The 21486-nt window shown below is 69.0% G+C and carries 19 protein-coding genes and 1 pseudogene; 14 read left to right on the top strand and 6 right to left on the bottom strand.

The annotated features are described in order from the left end of the window. Window positions 1-182 precede the first annotated feature (182 nt). On the top strand, window positions 183-1928 hold the full coding sequence (ggt, locus tag NPA30_RS10350; RefSeq protein WP_256802596.1) for a gamma-glutamyltransferase: 1746 nt from the start codon (window positions 183-185) through the stop codon (window positions 1926-1928). 24 nt (window positions 1929-1952) lie between these two features. Here the strand turns inward: ggt and NPA30_RS10355 are convergent, their stop codons facing one another. The 5 genes from NPA30_RS10355 to NPA30_RS10375 are packed head-to-tail and all read right to left on the bottom strand — an operon-like array spanning window position 1953 to window position 7366. Next, a complete protein-coding gene (locus NPA30_RS10355) occupies window positions 1953-3158 on the bottom strand; it encodes a molybdopterin molybdotransferase MoeA (RefSeq protein WP_256802597.1) in 1206 nt (401 codons plus the stop codon). After that, the gene (gene moaC, locus NPA30_RS10360; protein ID WP_256802598.1) at window positions 3155-3649 is read right to left on the bottom strand and encodes a cyclic pyranopterin monophosphate synthase MoaC; all 495 of its coding nucleotides are present in this window, start codon (window positions 3647-3649) and stop codon (window positions 3155-3157) included. Before moaC ends, NPA30_RS10355 begins: the two co-directional genes overlap by 4 nt. After that, entirely contained in the window at window positions 3646-4452 is an 807-nt protein-coding gene (gene trpC, locus NPA30_RS10365) for an indole-3-glycerol phosphate synthase TrpC (RefSeq protein WP_256802599.1), read from the bottom strand. Before trpC ends, moaC begins: the two co-directional genes overlap by 4 nt. Then, window positions 4449-5480, bottom strand: coding sequence for an anthranilate phosphoribosyltransferase (gene trpD, locus NPA30_RS10370; protein ID WP_256802600.1), 1032 nt, complete (start codon window positions 5478-5480; stop codon window positions 4449-4451). Before trpD ends, trpC begins: the two co-directional genes overlap by 4 nt. Continuing rightward, entirely contained in the window at window positions 5477-7366 is a 1890-nt protein-coding gene (locus NPA30_RS10375; RefSeq protein ID WP_256802601.1) for a peptidyl-prolyl cis-trans isomerase, read from the bottom strand. Before NPA30_RS10375 ends, trpD begins: the two co-directional genes overlap by 4 nt. Window positions 7367-7543: 177 nt before the next feature. Between NPA30_RS10375 and tpiA the strand changes: the two genes are divergently transcribed. The 6 genes and pseudogenes from tpiA to eno all read left to right on the top strand — a co-directional run bounded on the left by tpiA (window position 7544) and on the right by eno (window position 13992). Then, window positions 7544-8332: a triose-phosphate isomerase gene (tpiA, locus tag NPA30_RS10380; protein ID WP_256802602.1), complete on the top strand. Its 789-nt coding sequence runs from the start codon at window positions 7544-7546 to the stop codon at window positions 8330-8332. A 55-nt stretch (window positions 8333-8387) separates the two neighbouring features. Then, window positions 8388-8825, top strand: a pseudogene (secG, locus tag NPA30_RS10385) (preprotein translocase subunit SecG); the annotation flags it as partial. A 442-nt stretch (window positions 8826-9267) separates the two neighbouring features. Next, on the top strand, window positions 9268-10896 hold the full coding sequence (locus NPA30_RS10390; protein WP_256802603.1) for a CTP synthase: 1629 nt from the start codon (window positions 9268-9270) through the stop codon (window positions 10894-10896). Between the two features lie 41 nt (window positions 10897-10937). Further along, entirely contained in the window at window positions 10938-11786 is an 849-nt protein-coding gene (locus NPA30_RS10395; RefSeq protein ID WP_256802880.1) for a VOC family protein, read from the top strand. Further along, on the top strand, window positions 11783-12616 hold the full coding sequence (gene kdsA, locus NPA30_RS10400; protein ID WP_256802604.1) for a 3-deoxy-8-phosphooctulonate synthase: 834 nt from the start codon (window positions 11783-11785) through the stop codon (window positions 12614-12616). The genes NPA30_RS10395 and kdsA overlap by 4 nt, the downstream gene beginning before the upstream one ends. A 98-nt stretch (window positions 12617-12714) precedes the next feature. Then, window positions 12715-13992 (top strand): phosphopyruvate hydratase, encoded by a 1278-nt coding sequence (eno, locus tag NPA30_RS10405; protein WP_256802605.1) that lies wholly within the window; start codon window positions 12715-12717, stop codon window positions 13990-13992. 6 nt (window positions 13993-13998) lie between these two features. Here the strand turns inward: eno and NPA30_RS10410 are convergent, their stop codons facing one another. After that, window positions 13999-14952 (bottom strand): formate/nitrite transporter family protein, encoded by a 954-nt coding sequence (locus NPA30_RS10410; protein ID WP_256802606.1) that lies wholly within the window; start codon window positions 14950-14952, stop codon window positions 13999-14001. 159 nt (window positions 14953-15111) lie between these two features. Between NPA30_RS10410 and NPA30_RS10415 the strand changes: the two genes are divergently transcribed. The 7 genes from NPA30_RS10415 to NPA30_RS10445 all read left to right on the top strand — a co-directional run bounded on the left by NPA30_RS10415 (window position 15112) and on the right by NPA30_RS10445 (window position 21484). Next, window positions 15112-15420 carry an FtsB family cell division protein gene (locus NPA30_RS10415; protein WP_256802607.1) on the top strand — a complete coding sequence of 103 codons (309 nt, stop codon included), beginning with the start codon at window positions 15112-15114 and terminating at the stop codon, window positions 15418-15420. A gap of 259 nt (window positions 15421-15679) precedes the next feature. After that, the gene (gene pdhA, locus NPA30_RS10420) at window positions 15680-16771 is read left to right on the top strand and encodes a pyruvate dehydrogenase (acetyl-transferring) E1 component subunit alpha (RefSeq protein WP_256802608.1); all 1092 of its coding nucleotides are present in this window, start codon (window positions 15680-15682) and stop codon (window positions 16769-16771) included. Between the two features lie 12 nt (window positions 16772-16783). Further along, entirely contained in the window at window positions 16784-18223 is a 1440-nt protein-coding gene (locus NPA30_RS10425; protein WP_256802609.1) for a pyruvate dehydrogenase complex E1 component subunit beta, read from the top strand. 32 nt (window positions 18224-18255) lie between these two features. Beyond that, window positions 18256-18714, top strand: coding sequence for an SRPBCC family protein (locus tag NPA30_RS10430; protein WP_256802610.1), 459 nt, complete (start codon window positions 18256-18258; stop codon window positions 18712-18714). Between the two features lie 13 nt (window positions 18715-18727). After that, a complete protein-coding gene (locus NPA30_RS10435) occupies window positions 18728-19327 on the top strand; it encodes a Uma2 family endonuclease (protein WP_256802611.1) in 600 nt (199 codons plus the stop codon). 28 nt (window positions 19328-19355) lie between these two features. Further along, window positions 19356-20795 carry a pyruvate dehydrogenase complex dihydrolipoamide acetyltransferase gene (locus NPA30_RS10440; protein ID WP_256802612.1) on the top strand — a complete coding sequence of 480 codons (1440 nt, stop codon included), beginning with the start codon at window positions 19356-19358 and terminating at the stop codon, window positions 20793-20795. 11 nt (window positions 20796-20806) lie between these two features. After that, window positions 20807-21484 (top strand): SGNH/GDSL hydrolase family protein, encoded by a 678-nt coding sequence (locus NPA30_RS10445; protein WP_256802613.1) that lies wholly within the window; start codon window positions 20807-20809, stop codon window positions 21482-21484. The last annotated feature ends 2 nt before the right edge of the window (window positions 21485-21486 follow it).

A 21486-nucleotide genomic window follows, 5' to 3' on the forward strand; every position in this document is an offset into this window, starting at 1 on the left:
AAACCTGAACAAACCTATCTGTTCTGTTTGTGTTCCGCAAGGGGACTGCATTCGGCGATGCCGGTTCCCTGCGGGTCGCCGCCCCGCCGCAGGGATGCCCTGACGCGTGCGGGAGCGGTTGCCGGTTGCCGCCCGGTCGGCGATGGTCGAACAATGGCGCCATCCGAAGCGGGAGCTGCGCCATGTCGATCCACACTCTCAGACGCCGAAGCGGCATCGTCGCGCTGGCGCTGCTCCTCCAGACCGGCGCCGCGGCCCTGGCGGCCTCGCCGAAGCCGGTCGCGGCCGAGCACGGCATGGTCGTCACCGCCCAGCACACCGCCTCCGACGTCGGCGTCGCCATCCTGCAGAACGGCGGCAACGCGGTCGATGCCGCCGTCGCCGTCGGCTACGCGCTCGCCGTTACCTATCCGCGCGCCGGCAATCTCGGTGGTGGCGGCTTCATGACCATTCGCATGGCCGACGGGCGGACGACCTTCCTCGACTTCCGCGAGAAGGCGCCGCTCGGCGCGACGAAGGACATGTATCTCGACGCTTCCGGCAAGCCGGTGAAGGGCGCCTCGACCAGTGGCTGGCTGGCCGTCGGCGTGCCCGGCACCGTGGCGGGCCTCGAATATGCCCGCGCGCACTACGGGACGAAGGACCGTGCAGATCTCATCGCGCCGGCGCTGACCTATGCCCGGGACGGGTTCACCTTCGACGCCGGAGACGCGGCGGCCTTTGCGGGCGGTTCGGCCAAGCTCGCCATGGATCCGAGCGCAGGCCCGATCTTCCTCGGCGACGACGGCAAGCCGCCCGCCAGCGGCGAGCGGCTGGTCCAGCCGGACCTCGCGACGACGCTGGCGACGATCTCGGAGACGGGCGTGGACGGGTTCTACCGTGGCGCGACCGCCGAAGCGATCGTTGCGGCGAGCAAGGCCGGCGGCGGCGTCCTGTCGCAGGAGGATCTCGCGGACTACCGGGTTCGCGAGCTGAAGCCGGTGACCTGCGACTACCGCGGCTATACGGTGATCTCCTCGCCGCCGCCGAGCTCCGGCGGGGTGATCATCTGCGAGATCCTGAACATTCTGAAGGCCTATCCGCTCGGCGAGAGCGGCTCCGGCTCGGCGAAGACCGTGCACTGGATGATCGAGGCGATGCGCCACGCCTATGTCGATCGCAACACCGAGCTCGGGGATCCCGACTTCGTCGACAATCCGGTCGACCGCCTGCTGTCGGAGGCGCACGCCGCGGAAATCCGCGAAGAGATCGATCCGGACCATGCCGGGGTCTCGGCCGACCTCAAGCCGGAAGGCTTCGGTGAGAGCCACGAGACGACGCACTATTCGATCGTCGACGAGGCCGGCAACGCCGTCGCCGTCACCTACACGCTGAACGGCTCCTACGGCGCAGGCGTGATGGCACCGGGCACCGGCGTGCTGATGAACAACGAGATGGACGATTTCACCCAGAAGCCCGGTGTGCCCAATCTCTACGGCCTCGTGCAGGGCGAGGCGAACGCGATCGCGCCGAAGAAGTCGCCGCTGTCCTCGATGAGCCCGACCATCGTGACGAAGGACGGCAAGGTGGCGATGGTGATCGGCAGTCCCGGCGGCTCGCGCATCATCACCATCACGCTGGAGGCGATCCTCAACGTCATCGACCACGGCATGACCATCCAGGAGGCGATCGACGCGCCGCGCATCCATCACCAGTGGCTCCCGGACACGGTAGCGATGGAGCCGTTCGCCCTGTCGCCCGATACCGTCGCAAAGCTCGAGGCGATGGGCCACACGGTTGCCGTCGACAAGGACTGGCCGGTCTGGGGCGAGGCGGCCGGCATCCTCGTCGGCGGGCCGAGCCTGGCAGACCAGGACCCGAAGCGTCCGCAGCGCTATTTCGGCGCCGAGGACAGCCGCGCGGCGGCCGGCGCGGCACGCGGGTACTGACGCCCAGCCGTCGCGCGCAATGGATCAGCCGTCGAGCGGGACGAACGAGCAGGGCTCGCCCGCTTCACCGGCCGGCGCGTGCGGCGGACGGATCAGCAGGGCGTCGGCGCGGGCGTAGATCGACAGGAGCGAGGAATCCTGGCGGGGCAGGGGCGTGACCACGACGCGGTGGCCGTCATCGCTGAGCGTCGCCCGGACATAGTCGGCGCGATGGTCGTTGGCCGGCACTGCCGCGCCGAGCGCGCCGGCGCGTTCGGCACTCACGGTGGGCCGGCCGGCGAGCGCGCGCACCAGGGGCGCGAGGAACAGCGTCGCGGTGACCATCGAGGAGGCGGGGTTGCCGGGCAGGCCGAGGACCCGCATCGCGCCGAGCTGGCCGGCCATCAGCGGCTTGCCCGGCCGCATCGCGACTTTCCAGAAGTCGAGGGAAACGCCCTTTTCGGCAAAGACCGTGCCGGCGAGGTCGTGATCGCCGACCGAGGCGCCGCCGATGGTGACGAGGATGTCGACGCCTTCCGCGACGGCGCGGTCAACGCGGGCACCGATGTCTGCGGTGTCGTCCGCCGCGATGCCGTAGTCGAGCGGCTCGCCGCCGGCCGCTGTGACCATCGCGGCGACGCCAAACGTGTTCGAGGCGACGATCTGGGACGGACCGACGGGTTCGCCCGGCAGCACCAGCTCGTCGCCGGTCGCGAGGATCGCGACGCGCGGCCGACGGAGAGCCGCCAGGGCCGGATGGCCGCCGCTCGCGGCGAGTGCGATGGCGCCGGGCGTCAGCATCGTCCCGGCGGGCAGCAGCACGTCGCCCTCGGAGAAATCGTTGCCGGCCCGGCGGATGTGTCGGCCGGCCTCGACCGGCTCGGTCGGGCGGACGGTCTCGTCCGCGCCGCGCTCGGCGTTCTCCTGGATCAGCACGGCGTCGGCGCCGGCCGGGACGGGCGCGCCGGTGAAGATGCGCACGGTTTCGCCGGCCTCAAGATGCCCCTCGTAGGCCCGCCCGGCGGCCGACTCGCCGATCAGCCGCAGCGGCGGAAGGCCGGGTGCAGTGTCGGCCGCGCGCACCGCATAGCCGTCCATCGCCGAGGCGTCGAAGGCGGGCTGCGTGCGGGTTGCCGTCAGATCCTGGGCAAGGATGCGGCCGAGCGCGGCGGCGAGCGGCAGGCTCTCGCTTCCGGCGACGGCTCCGGTCGTGCCGACGATCCGGGCGAAAGCCTCCTCGACGGTGATCATGCGGCGGTCCAGTGCCCGGAGCGGCCGCCCGACTTCTCGAGCAGCCGGATGCCGGAAATCGTCATGCCCCGGTCAACCGCCTTGGCCATGTCGTAGATGGTGAGGCAGGCGACCGACACCGCGGTCAGCGCTTCCATCTCGACGCCGGTCTTGCCGCCCACCTTGGCCATCGCGGTCACGCGCAGGCCGGGCAGGGCCTCGTCGGCTTCGATCTCGACCGCCACCTTGTTCAGCATCAGCGGGTGGCAGAGCGGGATCAGCTCGTGCGTGCGCTTGGCGGCCATGATGCCGGCGATGCGCGACACGGCGAGGACGTCGCCCTTTTTGGTGTCGCCGGCGAGGATCAGCGCCAGCGTCTCCGGCGCCATCGTCACCACCCCCTCGGCCCGCGCGACGCGCTCGGTTTCGGCCTTGTCGCCGACGTCGACCATCGAGGCCGTGCCGCTGGCGTCGAGATGGGTGAGACGCCCGCCACCGCCCGTCTCGCTCACGCGGCCCCCGCATCGAGGCCGAGCAGCGCGCGTGTCGCGGCTTCGACGTCGTCCTGTCGCATCAGGCTTTCGCCGACGAGGAAGGTGGTGATGCCGCTGCCGGCCAGGCGCCGGCAGTCCTCGCTGGTGTGGATGCCGCTCTCGCCGACGAGCAGGCGGTCCTCCGGCACCAGGGGCGCCAGCCGCTCGGCGGTCGCGAGGTCGGTGTTGAACGTCCTGAGGTCGCGGTTGTTGACGCCGATGAGCGGCGAGCGCAGCCGCAGGGCGCGCTCCATCTCGGCCGTGTCGTGCACCTCCACGAGGACGTCCATGCCGTGGCCGATGGCAGCCGCTTCCAACTCGGCCGCACAGGCGTCGTCGACCGCGGCCATGATCACCAGGATCGCGTCGGCACCCCAGGCGCGCGCCTCCACCACCTGATAGGGGTCGTAGAGGAAGTCCTTGCGCAGCACCGGCAGGTCCGTCGCCTCGCGGCATGCGGCGAGAAAGCTCGGGTCGCCCTGGAAGGACGGGCGGTCGGTCAGGACGCTGAGGCAGGCTGCGCCGCCGCGCGCATAGGCCTCGGCGAGGCGCGGCGGGTCGAAGTCGGGGCGGATCAGCCCCTTGGACGGGCTCGCCTTCTTCACCTCGGCGATCAGCCCGTAGAGGCCTTCCGCCTGTTTCTCCCGCAAGGCTTCCACGAAGCCGCGGGGCGCGGACTGGGTCCGCGCCTCGGCATCGAGCGTCGCCAGCGAGACGCGGGCCTTGGCCGCGGCGATCTCCTCGCGCTTGTAGGCGCCGATATGGGCCAGGATGTCGGTCATGCCGCGCCTCCTTTGTCGGCATTGCTGGCGGCGACGAGGCGGTCGAGCACGATCCGCGCCTTGCCGCCGTCGATCGACTGGCGTGCCTGTTCGATGCCCTGACGAAGGTCTTGCGCACGCCCGGCCATCACCAGCGCGCCGGCCGCGTTCAGCAGCACGATGTCGCGATAGCCGCCTTCGGCGCCGTCCAGCACCGCCCTCAGCGCGGCGGCGTTCGCCCCTGCGTCGCCGCCGCGGATCTCGTCGAGCGGCCGGCAGGCGAGGCCGAACTCCTCGGGATGGACCGTGAAGGTGCTGATCGCGCCCGCCTCGAGCGCGGCGACCTCCGTCGTCCCGCAGACCGTCATCTCGTCGAGGCCGTCGCCATGCACCACCCAGGCGCGTTCCGCACCGAGCGTCTTCAGCGTCTCGGCGATCGGAACCAGCCAGTCGCGCGAGAAGACCCCGACGAGCAGCCGCTTCACGCTGGCCGGATTGGACAGCGGCCCGAGAAGGTTGAAGACCGTGCGGGTGCCGAGCTCGACCCGGCTCGGCCCGACGAAGCGCATCGCCGCATGATGGGCCGGTGCGAACATGAAGCCGAGCCCGACCTCGCGGATGGTGCGCCCGATCGCGGCGGGGGAGAGCTCGACATCGACGCCGAGCGCGGTGAGGACGTCCGCCGCGCCGGACTTCGACGACAGCGCCCGGTTGCCGTGCTTGGCGACGGTGACGCCGCAGCCGGCGAGCACGAAGGCCGAGCAGGTCGAGACGTTGACGGTGCCGGCATGGTCCCCGCCCGTCCCGACGATGTCGACCGCATCCGCCGGAGCGTCCACCCGCAGCATGTTGGCCCGCATCACCGCCACCGCGCCGGCGATCTCGTCCACCGTCTCGCCGCGCACGCGCAGCGCCATCAGCAGTCCGCCGATCTGCGAGGGCGTCGCTTCTCCCGACATCATGATCGCGAAGGCCGCCTCGGCTTCCTGCCGCGACAGGGGGTAGCCGTCGGCGGCCTTCGCGATGAACGGCTTGAGGGTTGCGCTCATCGGGCGACGGACCTGGCCTGTTCCATGGCGTTCTGGTTCACGCGAACCGGATAGCGCGACTGCAGGAGCGTGACGTAGCTGTCGGCGACGTCGTTGGCCATCAGCTCCGACAGCTGGTCGGCCTGGGCCTGCGAGACGTTGGACAGCGGGTCGGCCGGCGGCGCGACCTCGGCCACCTTGAGGACGAGCCGGTTGGCGGCGTCGCTCGCCGGTGCGGTGGCAACGAGGCCCTGCGGCCCGGCAAACGCTGCGGCGACAGCCGACTGGCCGAGCTCCTGGATGCCGCTCTGACGCGTCACCGCCGTCGCGGTCGCCTTCGCAACGCCGGCCTCGGCTGCGATCGCCTCGAGGCTTTCGCCCGCTTCGATCCGGGTCTTGTAGCCGTTCGCGCGCTCGTCGAGGAGGCGCGCCGTCTCGCCCGCCTTCCAGTCGGCGACGACCTTGTCGTGCACCTCGTCCAGCGTGCGGTCGCGCGCGGGGTCGACGCTCGCAACGTCATAGAAGAGGTAGCCGTCCGCGCCGAGGTTGAGCGGCGGATTGTCGAGCCCGGCGTCGGTGGCGAAGACGGCCGGCAGAAGCTTGTCGGCGGCCGGCAGGTCGGCGACGGGCTTGCCGTCGGGCCCATTGCCCTGTTCGTCCACCGCCTTGATGGTCACGGCGTTGAGCTTGGCCTTGGCGGCGGCCTCCTGCAGCGTCGCACCGCCGGCGCGGGCGTCCTCGAAGTCCTGCTCGATGTCGAACACCTGCTGGCGGGCCGCTTCCAACGCCAGCTCCTTGCGGATGTCGTCGCGCACCGCGTCGAGCGGCTTCTGCTCCTCCGGCTGGATATCGGTCACCCGCAGGATCACCGGGCCGAAGGTGCCCTCGACGACGCCGCTCGGCTGCCCCTGCTGCAGCTCGAAGGCCGCATCGGCGACCGCCGGGTCCGGAATGTCGGACTTGCCAAGCAGGCCGAGCTCGGTGTCGGAGAGGCTGCGGCCGCTCGCCGTGACGAGATCCTCGAAGCTCGATCCTGCGGCAAGCTTGGCCGCGGCCGCGTCGGCGCTCGCCCGGTCGGGATAGACGATCTGCTGGATCCGGCGCCTTTCCGGCGTCGTGTAGTGCTGCCGGTTGCGGTCGTAGTCCTGGTCGACCTCCTGATCGGTGATCGCGGACGGGTCGGACAGTTGCTCCGGCGTCAGCTCGGCGTAGACGAGCGCGCGGTATTCCGGCGCGCGATAGTCGCTCTTGTGCGCCTCGTAGTAGCTGCGCAGCTGGTCGGCGGAGGGTTCCGCCACCGGCTGGACCAGCGCCGGCGTCAGCGTCACGTAGTCGATGGTCCGCCGCTCGCCGGTGCGCAGCCCGAGCGCGGTGCGGAAGACCTGCGGCAGCTTGATCCCCTCGCTCACGGCCTCGACGATCTGGCTGCGTTTGGCCGCCGCCGCCCGGTTCTGGATGTAGGTGTCTTCCTTGATGCGGGCGTTGCGCAGCACGCTGGTGAAGGCGGTGCGCGAGAAGTTGCCCGCCGAATCCTGGAAGCTCGGATCTTCGGAGATCGAGCGGGCCAGCCGGTCCTTCGACAGGCCGAGCCCGATCGCGTCCGCCTGCGCATCCAGCGTCGCACCCGCGACGACCTGGCGGAGAACGCGCTGGTCGAGCCCGAACATCTGCGCCTCCTCGGCCGTCGGCCGGCGCTGCAGCTGGCGCGACAGCGCGACCATGCCCTGCTGGTAGGCGAGGGCGTAGTCGTCGATCGACACGGTGGCGTCGCCGGCCGTCACCACGGTGCTGCTCGAGCCGCCGCGAAAGACGTCGGCGATGCCCCAGACCGCGAAGCTCAGCACGAGGACCGCGAGCAGCAGCTTGGCCACGAAGCCCGACGCCGCGCCGCGCATCTGATTCAGCATGTTCCACCTTCCATCTGTCGGAGCGGCGACATCTCTGTGCGGTCACTCCAGGGCCGGATCGATCGGTTCGTCGTGTCCGTCGGCAGACTATTAGGAAAAGCCGGTCCCGGCACGCAAGCACTTGCTTTCCCGTCCGTGCACGTGAATTTAAGCGCTCCGCACGTCCGGGGAGGGTTCATGGCGCGCCGACCGCTGATCGCAGGGAATTGGAAGATGCACGGCGGCAGGGCTGATCTGGACAAGCTTCGGATGATCCGCGAGGCGGCGCGACGCCAAATCTGCGAGACGACGGACGTTGTCGTCTGCCCGCCGGCGACGCTTCTGGCGCACGCCTTCGAGGCGCTGGAGCCGACGGTCGCGGTCGGTGGACAGGACTGTCACTTCGCCGCGTCGGGCCCCTACACCGGCAGCATCTCCGCGCCGATGCTGGCGGACAGCGGCGCCCGCTACGTCATTCTCGGCCATTCGGAGCGGCGCTCGGGCTGCGGCGAGGACGACGCGCTGGTCGCCCGCAAGGTGGCCGCCGCCTGGAGCGCCGGCCTCGTGGCGATCGTGTGCGTGGGCGAGACCGAGGCCGAGCACGCCGCCGGGCGGACGCTCGCGGTCCTGAGGGAGGAGTTGACCGGCTCGCTGCCGAGCGGCGCCACCGGCGACAACACGGTGATCGCCTACGAGCCGATCTGGGCGATCGGGGCCGGACGCACGCCGACGCCGGATGAGATCGAGAAGATCCACCACGCCATGCGCGAGCACCTGTCGCACCGCATCGGCGAGCCGGCCGCCCGTGCGGTGCGCCTCCTCTATGGCGGGTCGGTGAAGCCCGAAAACGCCGGCGAGATCCTGGCGATCCGTAACGTCGACGGCGCACTGGTCGGCGGCGCCAGCTTGAACGCCGAGGATTTCATCGCGATATGCCGGTCGGTTCCCGAACCGGCGGCGGCGCCACCGCGAGGCGGGTTGGAATAAGGCGGCGGCTCCTATACAAGGCGCCGGTCCTCTCCTGACGTTCAGCGAAAAACGAATGCAAACAATCCTCATCATCATCCATCTGATGATCGTCCTGGCGCTCGTCGTCGTCGTGCTGCTGCAGCGCTCGGAGGGCGGCGCGCTCGGCATCGGCGGAGGCGGCGGGGGATTGATGACCGCGCGGGGCGCGGCGAACGCGCTGACCCGCACGACGGCGATCCTGGCCGGCGGCTTCTTTGTGACTTCGCTGGCGCTCGGCCTGATCGCCCGCTATGGCGAGCAGCCGACCGACATCCTGAACCGGTTGCCGGCCACCCAGGGCCAGACCCAGCCGCAGTCGCAGGACAATGGCAGCCTGCTCGACCAGCTCGGCGGACTGCCGAGCCAGACGCCGAACGAGCCTTCGGTCCCGGCTGGCGCGACGCCCGAGGATCAGGCCGCGCCAGCGGCGAGCGCGCCCGCGGCTCCGACGGCTCCGGCACCGGCCGCCGAGGCGCCGGCCGATAGCGGCGGGGTGCCGGTCGGTCCGGGAGGCGCCGCGCAGACTGCACCGCAGGTCGATGCGCCGGGCGCGCCCGCCGCCGGGACAACCGGCCAGACGACGCCGGCAACGCCCGCCTCCGATGCTGCGCCCGCGACGGCGACGGCCGTTCCGGCGACCAGCGACCAGACCGCGGCCCCATCGGGCAGCGCGACGTCCTCGGGCGAGGTCTCGCCCGCGCAGGCGCCGGACAATGCCGCTTCGGACGCTGCGCCGACGGCAACGCCGCCGGCTCCGGCCGGCGACGCCGCGAACGGCACGGTGCCTCCGGCCCAGTAAGGCGGTCCGAACAGACCGGAACCGGACGGGGCGCTCGCGCGCCCCGTTTCATTTTGAGGCTGCCTGGCGAAAAACGACTGGCAGAATCGTGGACGAGTGAGTATCGGGAAGGTCCATGGCGCGATACATATTCATCACCGGCGGCGTGGTTTCCTCTCTCGGAAAGGGCATCGCCTCCGCAGCCCTGGGTGCTTTGCTGCAGGCCCGCGGTTACCGGGTCAGGCTTCGCAAGCTCGATCCCTACCTCAACGTCGATCCCGGCACGATGAGCCCGCTGCAGCACGGCGAGGTGTTCGTCACAGACGACGGTGCCGAGACCGATCTCGATCTCGGCCACTACGAGCGGTTCACCGGCCGGCCGGCCAACCAGATGGACAACGTCACCACCGGGCGGATCTACAAGGAGATCATCGCCAAGGAGCGGCGCGGCGACTATCTGGGTGCGACCGTGCAGGTGATCCCGCACGTCACCGATGCCATCAAGGCGTTCGTGCTCGACGGCAACGAGGAGTACGACTTCGTCCTCTGCGAGATCGGCGGCACGGTCGGCGACATCGAGGCGATGCCGTTCCTGGAGGCCATCCGCCAGCTCGGCAACGACCTGCCGCGCGGCGGCGCCATCTACGTCCATCTGACGCTGATGCCCTACATCGCGACGGCGGGCGAGTTGAAGACCAAGCCGACGCAGCATTCCGTCAAGGAGCTGCGCTCGATCGGCATCCAGCCGGACATCCTCCTCGTGCGCGCCGACCGGCCGATCCCGGCCGACGAGCGGCGCAAGATGAGCCTGTTCTGCAACGTGCGCGAGACGGCCGTCATCCAGGCGCTCGATGTCGCCACGATCTACGACGTACCGATCGCCTATCATCACGAGGGGCTCGACACCGAGGTGCTGGCCGCCTTCGGCATCGACCCGGCGCCGAAGCCGCAGCTTCAGCGCTGGCACCAGGTCTCCAACGGCATCCGCAACCCGGAAGGCGAGGTGACCATCGCCATCGTCGGCAAGTACACCGGCCTCAAGGATGCCTACAAGTCGCTGATCGAGGCGCTGCAGCACGGCGGCATCGCCAACCAGGTGAAGGTGAAGCTCGACTGGATCGAGTCGGAGATCTTCGAGAAGGAGGATCCGGCGCCCTATCTCGAGCGGGTGCACGGTATCCTCGTTCCGGGCGGCTTCGGCGAGCGCGGCTCGGAGGGCAAGATCCTCTCGGCCCGCTTCGCGCGCGAGCGCAAGCTGCCTTATTTCGGCATCTGCTTCGGCATGCAGATGGCGGTGATCGAGGCGGCCCGCACGCTCGCCGGCATCGACGGCGCGAGCTCGACCGAGTTCGGCCCGTCGCAGGAGCCGGTGGTCGGCCTGATGACCGAGTGGATGCGCGGCAACGAGCTGGAGCAGCGCGCAGCCGAGGGCGATCTCGGCGGCACCATGCGGCTCGGCAGCTACAAGGCGAGCCTGAAGCCGGGCTCCAAGATCGCCGAGATCTACGGCGACACCGAGATCACCGAACGCCATCGCCACCGCTACGAGGTCAATCGCGCCTACCGCGAGCGGCTGGAGGCGGCGGGCCTGTCCTTCGCCGGCATGTCGCCGGACGGGCTGCTGCCGGAGACCGTGGAGATCGACGACCATCCGTGGTTCATCGGCGTGCAGTACCACCCCGAGCTGAAGTCGCGTCCCTTCGAGCCGCATCCGCTGTTCGCGAGCTTCATCGCCGCGGCTGTGGACCAGTCGAGGCTGGTGTGACGACGCCCGTACCTGCCGCGGCACCCCGGGCGCTCGACCATGTGGTCATGCCCGTGGATACCCTCGTCGAGGCGCGCGGTCTCTTCGAGCGTCTGGGCTTCACCGTGGCGCCCGACGCCCGGCATCCCTTCGGCACCGAGAACGCCTGCGTCTTCTTCGCCGACGGGACCTATCTCGAGCCGCTGGCGGTCGGTGACATGGCGCTGTGCGGGCAGGCGGCGGAAGCCGGAAACCCGTTCGTCCTCAGGGATCGGCTCTTCCGCCAGGCGGCGGCGGTGCCCGGCATTTCGGGCTTCGCACTGAAGTCGCCGGACATGCGCGCCGATCGCGCGGCATGGGAGCGGCTCGGCGTCTCGCAGGGGGACATGCTCAGCTTTTCGCGTCCGTTCCGCAAACCCGACGGCGAGGCGACGGAGGTCGGCTTCCGGTTGACCTTTGCCGGTCGCGCGCACTGGGCGCGGATCGTCCTGTTCGCGGTCGAGCCCATCCACCGCTTCACCAGCGATCGCAGCGCGCTCACCCGCCATGCGAACGGCGTCACGGGGATCGCGCGGCTGGTGCTCGCCGCCGGCGACCTCGACGAGGCTTTCACGCTGCTCGAGCCGGTCCTGCGATCGCCCGCGACGGTGGCCAGTGACGGCGCGACCATGGCCGCCGCGAACGTGGCGCTGGAGATCCAGACGCCCGAGGCGATCGAGGCGCGCTACGGCGTTCACATCCTCACCGGCGATGGTCCGCAGATCGCCGGGCTTGTGCTGTCGGTGAACGACCTCGATGGCGCCCGCCACGTGATCGACGCGAGCGCGTCACACGCCCGGGCGGACGAGGAGCGCGTCGTCATCCCGTTCGGACCGCAGTCGTTCATCGCCTTCGAAGGAGGCCGATCTTGAGCCAGCCCAATTCCACCGTGACGCTCGGCACCGTCGCCTTCGACAATGCCAGGTCCTTCGCCCTCATCGCCGGTCCCTGCCAGATGGAGAGCCGCGACCACGCGATGATGATCGCCGAAAGGATGAAGCGGCTCACCGACGACCTCGGGATCGGTTACGTCTTCAAGGCGAGCTTCGACAAGGCCAACCGCACCAGCCTCTCGGGTCGGCGCGGCATCGGCCTCGACGGCGCGCTGCCGGTCTTTCAGGAAATCAAGGAGACCTTCGGGCTGCCGGTGCTGACCGACATCCACAACGAGGCGCAGTGCGCCGTCGTCGGCGAGGTCTGCGACATTCTGCAGATCCCGGCCTTCCTGTGCCGCCAGACCGATCTTCTGATCGCCGCCGCCAAGACCGGCCGGGTGATCAACGTCAAGAAGGGCCAGTTCCTCGCGCCCTGGGACATGAAGAACGTCGTCGCCAAGATCAGCGACAGCGGCAATCCCAACGTGCTCGCCACCGAGCGCGGCGTCTCCTTCGGCTACAACACGCTCGTCTCCGACTTCCGGGCGCTGCCGATCATGGCCGAGATGGGAACGCCCGTCGTCTTCGACGCCACCCACTCGGTGCAGCAGCCGGGCGGGCAGGGGGGCTCGTCGGGCGGCGAGCGCCGCTTCGTCGCCACGCTCGCCCGGGCGGCGGTGGCGGTCGGCGTCGCGGGCCTCTTCATCGAGACGCACGAGGATCCGGACACCGCGCCGTCCGACGGCCCGAACATGGTGCCGCTCGATCAGATGCCGGAGCTCCTCAAGCGGCTGAAGGCGCTGGACGCGGTGGCGAAGGACTATTGACGGCGGAGATCGTCGGGGCGCCGCCCCCGCTTCTCAGCCCTCCCGACATGCTCTAGAACCCCGGCGAACCATCGCATCACCGCGACAAGGGGAGCCCCATGACCGCCATCATCGACATCGTCGGACGTGAAATTCTGGACAGCCGCGGCAATCCGACCGTCGAGGTCGACGTCGTGCTCGAAGATGGCTCGATGGGCCGCGCCGCCGTGCCGTCGGGCGCCTCCACCGGCGCGCACGAGGCGGTCGAGCTGCGCGACGGCGGCAGCCGCTATGTCGGCAAGGGCGTCCAGAAGGCGGTCGACTTCGTCAATACCGACCTCCTCGAAGCGGTGATCGGCCTCGAGGCCGAGAACCAGAAGAAGATCGACGCGGTGATGATCGAGCTCGACGGCTCGGCCAACAAGTCGCGGCTCGGCGCCAACGCCATCCTCGGCGTCTCGCTCGCCGTCGCCAAGGCCGCGGCCGAGGCCTCCGGCCTGCCGCTCTACCGCTATGTCGGCGGCGCCAACGCGCATGTCCTGCCGGTGCCGATGATGAACATCATCAATGGCGGCGCCCATGCCGACAATCCGATCGACTTCCAGGAGTTCATGATCATGCCGGTCGGCGCCGAGAGCTTCGGCGAGGGCCTGCGGATGGGCGCCGAGGTCTTCCACACGCTGAAGAAGATGCTGAAGGACGCCGGCCACAACACCAATGTCGGCGACGAGGGCGGCTTCGCGCCGAACCTCGGCTCGGCGCGCGAAGGTCTCGACTTCGCGCTGAAGGCGATCGAGAAGGCCGGGTACCGGCCGGGCGAGGATGTGTTCCTCGCGCTCGACTGCGCCTCCACCGAGTTCTTCAAGAACGGCGTCTACGACCTCGAGGGCGAGGGGCGAAAGCTGTCGTCGGACGAGATGGCCGGCTACCTCGCGGAACTCGCTGCGGCTTATCCGATCATCTCGATCGAGGACGGCATGGCCGAGGACGACTGGGACGGCTGGGCGGCGCTTACCGAGCGGCTCGATGAACGCTGCCAGCTGGTCGGCGACGATCTCTTCGTCACCAACACCGCGCGGCTGCACGACGGCATCTCGAAGGGCATCGCGAACTCGATCCTGATCAAGGTCAACCAGATCGGCACACTGACCGAGACGCTGGAGGCGGTCGATATGGCGCACCGCGCCGGTTACACCGCGGTGATGTCGCATCGCTCGGGCGAGACCGAGGACTCCACGATCGCCGACCTCGCCGTCGCGACGAATTGCGGGCAGATCAAGACCGGTTCGCTCGCCCGCTCGGACCGTCTCGCCAAGTACAACCAGCTCCTGCGCATCGAGGAGGAACTCGGCGACATGGCCGTCTATGCCGGGCGCTCGATCCTGCGCGGCCGCTGAGGCGCCTCACCGGAACCGGCGGCGCCCGCGCGACCGCCGGTTCTCGACCGGATTGCCGTCCTCGTCCGTCATCTCGCGGCTGACCTGCGCGTAGGAGACGAGCGCGAACAGCGCCGCGCCTCCGATGACGTTGCCGATCAGCGCAGGCACGTAGAAGCCCGCCACCGCGTGTCCGACCCCGATATCACCCGAGAAGACGAGCGTCATCGCCTCCACCGAACCGGCGACGATGTGGGTGAGGTCGAAGAGCGCGATGAGGTAGGTCATCAGCGCGATTACAGGGAAGCTGCTCTGATCGGCCGAGGGGAGCAGCCAGACGATGGTGGCCATCAGCCAGCCCGCGGCGATCGCCCGCAGCAGCATCGTCCACCATCCGTGCCCGACCACCGCTTCCGTCGCGATCGACTTTGCCGCCGCGGTCACCTCCGGCAGGTGCAGGACGTCGAGCGCGATGCCGGCGCCGAACACCGCCGTCCCCAGGATGTTGGCAAGAAGGACGCAGCCCCACAGGCGTGCCACCGCCCAGACCCCCTCCAGCGACGGGCGGGCGAAGACCGGCAGCACCGCGGTGATGGTGATCTCGGTGAAGAGTTGCTGACGGGCGAGGATCACGATGAGGAAGCCGACGCTGTAGCCCCAGTTCTCGACCAGCGGACGCCACGCGCTGTCGGGCAGTCCGATGCGGAGCGCGGCCTCTGCGAAGACCGAGAAGCCGATCGACAGACCCGCGGCCAGACCCGACCACAACAGGCTGGCGGTCGGCCGCTCCAGCTCCTGCTCACCCTCCTGGCGGACGATTTCATAGACCGCGAGCGGCCTGAGCTTCGAGCGGTTGGAAACCTCCTTCAGCTCCTCCGGGGTCAGCGGCGAGCCCTCTTCGCGGAGACGGCGCTCCGTCGCCTCCGTCGGATGCTTGTGCTCGCCGGACCGGCGGTTTGAACGCGTCGTTCTGGTGTCCATGGCCGTCAGTCTCCGAACGCAGCGCCAGCGGCCGGAATGCGGGGGCACACGGGAGGTTCCAGCGCGGGCGCTGCAATTGCAGGGGGCCGCGGAAACCCGATGTTAAGCATGGACGGGGCATGGTCTGCCCAGCATCCGAGACGACCGGCCGGTATCGACATGTGGACCAAGCAGAAGAAAAACCGCCATACCGGCCGCCTGATCGTGCCGGCGGTCGCCGCCAGCTTCCTCGCCTACTTCGCGGTGCACGCCAAGAGCGGCCAGTACGGCATCGAAGCCAAGGCAGCGCTGGAGCAGGACCTCGCGACGCGGCAGGCTTCGCTGGGCAGGCTCGTCAAGGAGCGCGAGAGCCTTGAGAAGCGGGTCCAGCTCCTGCACGACGGAACGCTGGAGCGCGACATGCTCGACGAGCAGGCGCGGCGGGCGCTGAACATGGGCACCGAGGACGAGATCGTCATCCTGCGGTGAGCCGCCGGCGGGCACGACGGCCACAGCTGGGCCACGTCGCCGGACGCCCTTCGCGCACTGTCCATCCGCCATCATCAGCACGAGGTGTAGCAATGATGCGGTGCAGCATAACCAAAATTCAGTTACGATAACCGCAATGTGCCTAATTTAACCGGAATGCAGGCAAGCCGAGCGGCTCTGCTTGCTCTTGGCCCGTCCGGTACTATAGTGCAGCCGACACTGCTTCGGCACTCGCACCTGTCATGATCGGGAGGGCACCATGGCCACGGCCAGAAGACGCAACGGCGCAGCGGATGGCGAGGCGCCGGCGGCGCCCGACGCGGCGATCATCGACGCGCTCAAGAAGTTCGAGACGCCCGCGCCGGCAGCCTTCTCCAAGGACGAGGAACTGCGCGCCTATCGCGACATGCTGCTGATCCGCCGCTTCGAGGAGAAGGCGGGTCAGCTCTACGGCATGGGCTTCATCGGCGGCTTCTGTCACCTCTATATCGGGCAGGAGGCGGTCGTCGTCGGCATGCAGATGGCGATGCAGGAGGGCGATCAGGTCATCACCGGTTACCGCGACCATGGCCACATGCTGGCGACCGGCATGGCCGCGCGCGGCGTGATGGCCGAGCTGACCGGGCGGCGCAGCGGCTATTCCAAGGGGAAGGGCGGCTCGATGCACATGTTCTCCAAGGAGAAGAACTTCTTCGGCGGCCACGGCATCGTCGGCGCGCAGGTGCCGATTGGCACGGGTCTCGCCTTCGCCAACCGCTACAACGGCTCGAAGGCGGCCTCGATCACCTATTTCGGCGACGGTGCCGCCAACCAGGGCCAGGTGTACGAGAGCTTCAACATGGCCTCGTTGTGGAAGCTCCCGGTGGTCTACATCATCGAGAACAACCGCTACGCCATGGGCACGTCGGTGAATCGTGCGTCGGCGGAGACGAACTTCTCGCACCGCGGCCTGTCCTTCAAGATCCCGGGGATACAGGTCGACGGGATGGACGTGCGGGCGGTCAAGGCGGCGGGCGATCTGGCGCTCGAGCATTGCCGCAGCGGCGAGGGGCCGGTCATCCTCGAGATGATGACCTACCGCTATCGCGGCCACTCCATGTCGGATCCGGCGAAGTATCGCACCCGCGACGAGGTGCAGAAGATGCGCTCCGAGCAGGATCCGATCGACCAGGTCCGGCGTCGTCTCGCCGAGGAGCAGGGCGTCTCCGAGGACGACCTGAAGGCGATCGACAAGGAGGTGCGCGACGTCGTCGCCGACTCGGCCGATTTCGCCCAGAACGATCCGGAGCCGGACGTGTCCGAGCTGTGGACTGACATCTATGCCGAAGCCGTGCCCCAGGCCGCCGAGTAGGACGAGGACATCATGCCGACCGAAATCCTGATGCCCGCGCTCTCGCCGACCATGGAAGAGGGCACGCTGGCCAAGTGGGTGAAGAACGAGGGCGACAGCGTCGCACCCGGCGACGTCATCGCCGAGATCGAGACCGACAAGGCGACGATGGAAGTCGAGGCCATCGACGAGGGCACGCTCGGCAAGATCCTCGTCACCGCCGGCACCGAGGGCGTGAAGGTGAACACGCCGATCGCCGTCCTCCTCGCCGAGGGCGAAAGCGCGGCCGACATCGGGTCGTCCAGCGGGTCGAAGCAGTCGGCCGATGCCGAGCAGCAGGACGTTGCCGGGGAGAAGGCGACGTCCGAAAGGGTCGAGGGATCCTCCTCGCAGCCGCAGCAGCGCAGCGTGCCCGCCGAAGGTATGAAGCACCCGCAGCCGGCGAACGAGGACAAGATCGTCTCGCCGGAGATCCCGGAAGGCACCGAGATGGTGACGACGACGGTGCGCGAGGCGCTGCGTGACGCCATGGCCGAAGAGATGCGCCGCGACGGCACCGTCTTCCTGATGGGCGAGGAGGTCGCCGAGTATCAGGGGGCCTACAAGATCAGCCAGGGCCTGCTCGAGGAGTTCGGGGCCCGACGGGTCGTCGACACGCCGATCACCGAGCACGGCTTCGCCGGCCTCGGCGTTGGCGCAGCCTTCGCCGGGCTGAAGCCGATCGTCGAGTTCATGACCTTCAACTTCGCCATGCAGGCGATCGACCAGATCATCAACTCGGCCGCCAAGACCCTCTACATGGCGGGCGGCCAGATGGGCTGCCCGATCGTCTTCCGCGGTCCGAACGGCGCGGCTGCCAGAGTCGCCGCGCAGCACAGCCAGGACTATGCCGCCTGGTACAGCCACATCCCCGGCCTCAAGGTCGTTCAGCCCTATTCGGCGGCAGACGCCAAGGGCTTGCTCAAGTCCGCGATCCGCGACCCGAACCCGGTGATCTTCCTCGAAAACGAGATCCTCTACGGCCACTCCTTCGAAGTGCCGAAGCTCGACGACTGGACGGTTCCGATCGGCAAGGCGCGGGTGCACAAGGAAGGCAAGGACGTCACCATCGTCTCCTTCGGCATCGGCATGACCTATGCGGTGAAGGCTGCCGAGGAGCTGGCGAAGGAGGGGATCGACGCCGAGGTGCTCGACCTGCGCACCATCCGGCCGATGGACGTCGACGCGATCGTTCGCTCGGTCAAGAAGACCAACCGCTGCGTCACGGTCGAAGAAGGCTATCCGCAGAACTCGGTCGGCTCCGAGATCGCCTCGCAGCTGATGGTCAACGCCTTCGACTATCTCGATGCGCCGGTGCTGAAGGTCTGCGGCAAGGACGTGCCGATGCCCTACGCCGCCAATCTCGAAAAGCTGGCGCTGCCCTCCGTCAAGGAGGTGATGGATGCGGTGAAGGCGGTCTGCTACCGCGACTGAGGAGGTTCAATGCCCGAGTGCCCGGAGCCGTCGTGAGCGAAGACGTTCTGCGCCTGACGCGGGTCGTCGATGCTTCTCCGGCCGAGGTCTGGGGTTGTCTGACGCGGCCGGACTGCTTCAAGTCTTGGTGGCGGGAGCATCTGGAGTTCGAGGCGCGGCAGGGCGGCCGCTTCGTCGAGCCCTGGGTGGACCCGACGGGCCGCAACCGGGTGACGCGGGCGCAGGTGACGGCCTTCCATCCGCCGCGCGGGCTGGTGATGGTCTGGGCCGACGACGACTGGAGCTTCGACACCGTGGTGTCGATCTCGATCGTTCCGACCGCCGAGGGCGGATCCGAGGTCGAGGTCGAGCATCAGGGCTGGCACGCCGCGCCGGTCACGATGCGGGGGCTTCTGATGGATGACCACAGCCAGGGCTGGAACCAGCGCCTGGCCGATCTCGCCGAGCACGCCGAGGCGCACATCGGCAAGGACAAAGGCAAGGCTCATTAGGAAGGAGGCCTGGATGTCGATCACGCGCAACCGCTCCGCCACCTATGCCGATCTTCAAGCCGTGCCGCCGCATCGCGTCGCCGAGATCATCGACGGCGTCCTGGTGACGCACCCGCGTCCGGCGCCAAAGCATGGCGTGGCTGCAGCCGCGCTCGGCGCTGACCTGATGGCGCCGTTCCAGTGGGGCAGGAGCGGCGGCCCGGGCGGCTGGATTTTTGTTGTCGAGCCCGAACTCCACATCGGTAGCCAGGTCGTCGTGCCCGACCTCGCCGGCTGGCGCCGCGAGCGCCTGCCGCGCCTGCCCGACGAGGCCTATTTCGATCTGCCGCCCGATTGGGTCTGCGAGGTTGCCTCGCCCTCGACCGAGGCCTACGACCGCGGGCCGAAGCGTCGGATCTATGCCGAGGCCGGCGTCGCGTTTCTCTGGCTGCTCGATCCCCGGTCCGAGGTGCTGGAAACCTTCAGTCTTGCCGGCGAGCGCTGGCTCCTCACCGGCACCTTCGCCGGCCGCGAGGACGTCGCGGCGCCGCCTTTCGACGCCATCACCTTCTCGCTCGGCGATCTCTGGCCCTTCGATGACGCCGAGCCCGCCGCCCCATCCGACGCCCCCTAACAGGACCGCTGTCCGCGGAGACGACCCGATGCCGATCAATGTCACGATGCCCGCGCTCTCGCCGACGATGGAGGAGGGCAATCTCGCCAAGTGGCTGGTGAAGGAGGGCGACCAGGTCTCCTCCGGCGACGTCATCGCCGAGATCGAAACCGACAAGGCGACGATGGAGGTCGAGGCGGTGGACGAGGGCACCGTCGCCAAGATCCTGGTGCCGGCCGGCACCGAGGGCGTGAAGGTCAACGCCGTCATAGCCGTTCTCGCCGCCGAGGGCGAGAGCGTCGACGACGCGGCGAGCGGCAAGTCCGAGGCGTCTCCCGCGCCGCAATCCTCCGGCAGCGGCAACGGCGCCATCGCGCCCGATCCCAAGGCCGACGATGCCGTGACGGGCAGCGCCGAGGCGGCCAGGCAGCCGGAGATGCGCGGCGATCAGCGCGTCGAGGGCGCGGCACCTATGCCGGCGCCCAAGGGCAACGGTGCGGCTTCGGCCGAGGGCGGTCGCACCTTCGCCTCGCCGCTTGCCCGCCGGCTCGCCAAGGAGCAGGGCATCGACCTGTCCGGCGTGCAGGGGTCCGGCCCGCACGGCCGCGTCGTGAAGGCCGACATCGAGGCCGCCGGAAAGTCCGGCGGCGCGCCGAAGACTGCGCCGGCCGCCGACAAGGCCGCTGCGCCGCAGGCCTCCGCTGGGCAGGCGCCGGCCACCGCGCCGATGGCGCGTGCGGCGAGCGACGAGTCGATCCTCAAGCTCTTCGCCGAGGACTCCTATGAGAAGATCCCGCATGACGGCATGCGCAAGACGATCGCCAAGCGGCTGGTCGAATCGAAGCAGACCGTCCCGCACTTCTACCTGACGGTCGATTGCGAGCTCGACGCGCTGCTGGCGCTGCGCAAGCAGCTCAACGACGCCGCGCCGATGCAGAAGACCGATGCGGGGGATAAGCCGGCTTACAAGCTCTCGGTCAACGACATGATCATCAAGGCGATGGCGTTGGCGCTGAAGGCGGTGCCGATGGCCAACGTTTCCTGGACCGACGGCGCGATGCTGAAGCACAAGCACGCCGACGTCGGCGTCGCCGTGTCGATCGAGGGCGGGCTGATCACCCCGATCATCCGCCGCGCCGAGGAGAAGACCCTGTCGACCATCTCCAACGAGATGAAGGATCTTGCCAGGCGCGCCCGGGCGCGCAAGCTGAAGCCCGAGGAGTACCAGGGCGGCACCACGGCCGTCTCCAATCTCGGCATGTTCGGCATCAAGGACTTCTCGGCGGTGATCAATCCTCCGCATGCGACCATCCTGGCGGTCGGCGCCGGCGAGGAGCGCGCCGTGGTGAAGGGCGGCGAGATCAAGATCGCGACGGTGATGACCGTGACGCTCTCGACCGACCACCGGGCGGTCGACGGCGCGCTCGGGGCAGAGCTGATGGTCGCCTTCAAGCAGTTCATCGAGAACCCGATGGGCATGCTGGTCTGAGCTCAAAGGCGATGAAGACCGTCCTCGCTTATGGCGACTCCCTGACCTGGGGGCGCGACGCCGCGACCGCGGGCCGCCATGCCTATGCCGATCGCTGGCCGACGCGGCTTGCGACCGGCCTCGGCGAGGACGTTCTCGTCATCGTCGAGGGGCTCAATGGTCGCACGACGGCCTACCACGATCCGACGATCGCCGAGGAGCGAAATGGCGCGACGATCCTTCCGACGCTCCTTGCGACCCACCAGCCTCTCGACCTGATCGTCATCCTCCTCGGCACCAACGACTTCAAGCGTCACACCGGCGGCGGCAACGCCTACGAATCGAAGCTTGGGATGCAGCGCCTGGTCCAGATCGTGCGCGGCTTCGACTATGTCGTCGGCGATGGGCCGCCCGACATTCTGCTGGTCTCGCCGCCCACCATCCGGCGCGGCAACGACCCGCGCATCAAGGCGATGCTCGACGAGGCCGGGCCGCAATCGCAACGTCTCCCGGATCTCTACCAGGAGCTGGCGGCCGAGACGAGCTGCCACCATTTCGACGCGGCGAGCATCTGCGAGACGACCCTCGTCGACGGCATCCACCTCGATGCCGAGAACTCCCGCCGGCTTGGCGATGCGCTCGTGCCGGTGGTCAAACATCTCCTGGAGGCCAGGCCTCCGATCAATGCAATGCCTGCCGGCAACGCCTGAGG

This window comes from Mangrovibrevibacter kandeliae, assembly GCF_024519155.1.
GTDB classification, from domain to species: Bacteria; Pseudomonadota; Alphaproteobacteria; order Rhizobiales; family Rhizobiaceae; genus Mangrovibrevibacter; species Mangrovibrevibacter kandeliae.

Bases quoted from the DNA above. Each gene is read 5' to 3' on its own strand.
- ggt (WP_256802596.1), top strand. From the start codon at position 183: ATGTCGATCCACACTCTCAGACGCCGAAGCGGCATCGTCGCGCTGGCG.
- NPA30_RS10355 (WP_256802597.1), bottom strand. From the start codon at position 3,158: ATGATCACCGTCGAGGAGGCTTTCGCCCGGATCGTCGGCACGACCGGA.
- trpC (WP_256802599.1), bottom strand. From the start codon at position 4,452: ATGACCGACATCCTGGCCCATATCGGCGCCTACAAGCGCGAGGAGATC.
- trpD (WP_256802600.1), bottom strand. From the start codon at position 5,480: ATGAGCGCAACCCTCAAGCCGTTCATCGCGAAGGCCGCCGACGGCTAC.
- NPA30_RS10375 (WP_256802601.1), bottom strand. From the start codon at position 7,366: ATGCTGAATCAGATGCGCGGCGCGGCGTCGGGCTTCGTGGCCAAGCTG.
- tpiA (WP_256802602.1), top strand. From the start codon at position 7,544: ATGGCGCGCCGACCGCTGATCGCAGGGAATTGGAAGATGCACGGCGGC.
- NPA30_RS10390 (WP_256802603.1), top strand. From the start codon at position 9,268: ATGGCGCGATACATATTCATCACCGGCGGCGTGGTTTCCTCTCTCGGA.
- eno (WP_256802605.1), top strand. From the start codon at position 12,715: ATGACCGCCATCATCGACATCGTCGGACGTGAAATTCTGGACAGCCGC.
- NPA30_RS10410 (WP_256802606.1), bottom strand. From the start codon at position 14,952: ATGGACACCAGAACGACGCGTTCAAACCGCCGGTCCGGCGAGCACAAG.
- NPA30_RS10415 (WP_256802607.1), top strand. From the start codon at position 15,112: ATGTGGACCAAGCAGAAGAAAAACCGCCATACCGGCCGCCTGATCGTG.
- pdhA (WP_256802608.1), top strand. From the start codon at position 15,680: ATGGCCACGGCCAGAAGACGCAACGGCGCAGCGGATGGCGAGGCGCCG.
- NPA30_RS10425 (WP_256802609.1), top strand. From the start codon at position 16,784: ATGCCGACCGAAATCCTGATGCCCGCGCTCTCGCCGACCATGGAAGAG.
- NPA30_RS10435 (WP_256802611.1), top strand. From the start codon at position 18,728: ATGTCGATCACGCGCAACCGCTCCGCCACCTATGCCGATCTTCAAGCC.
- NPA30_RS10440 (WP_256802612.1), top strand. From the start codon at position 19,356: ATGCCGATCAATGTCACGATGCCCGCGCTCTCGCCGACGATGGAGGAG.
- NPA30_RS10445 (WP_256802613.1), top strand. From the start codon at position 20,807: ATGAAGACCGTCCTCGCTTATGGCGACTCCCTGACCTGGGGGCGCGAC.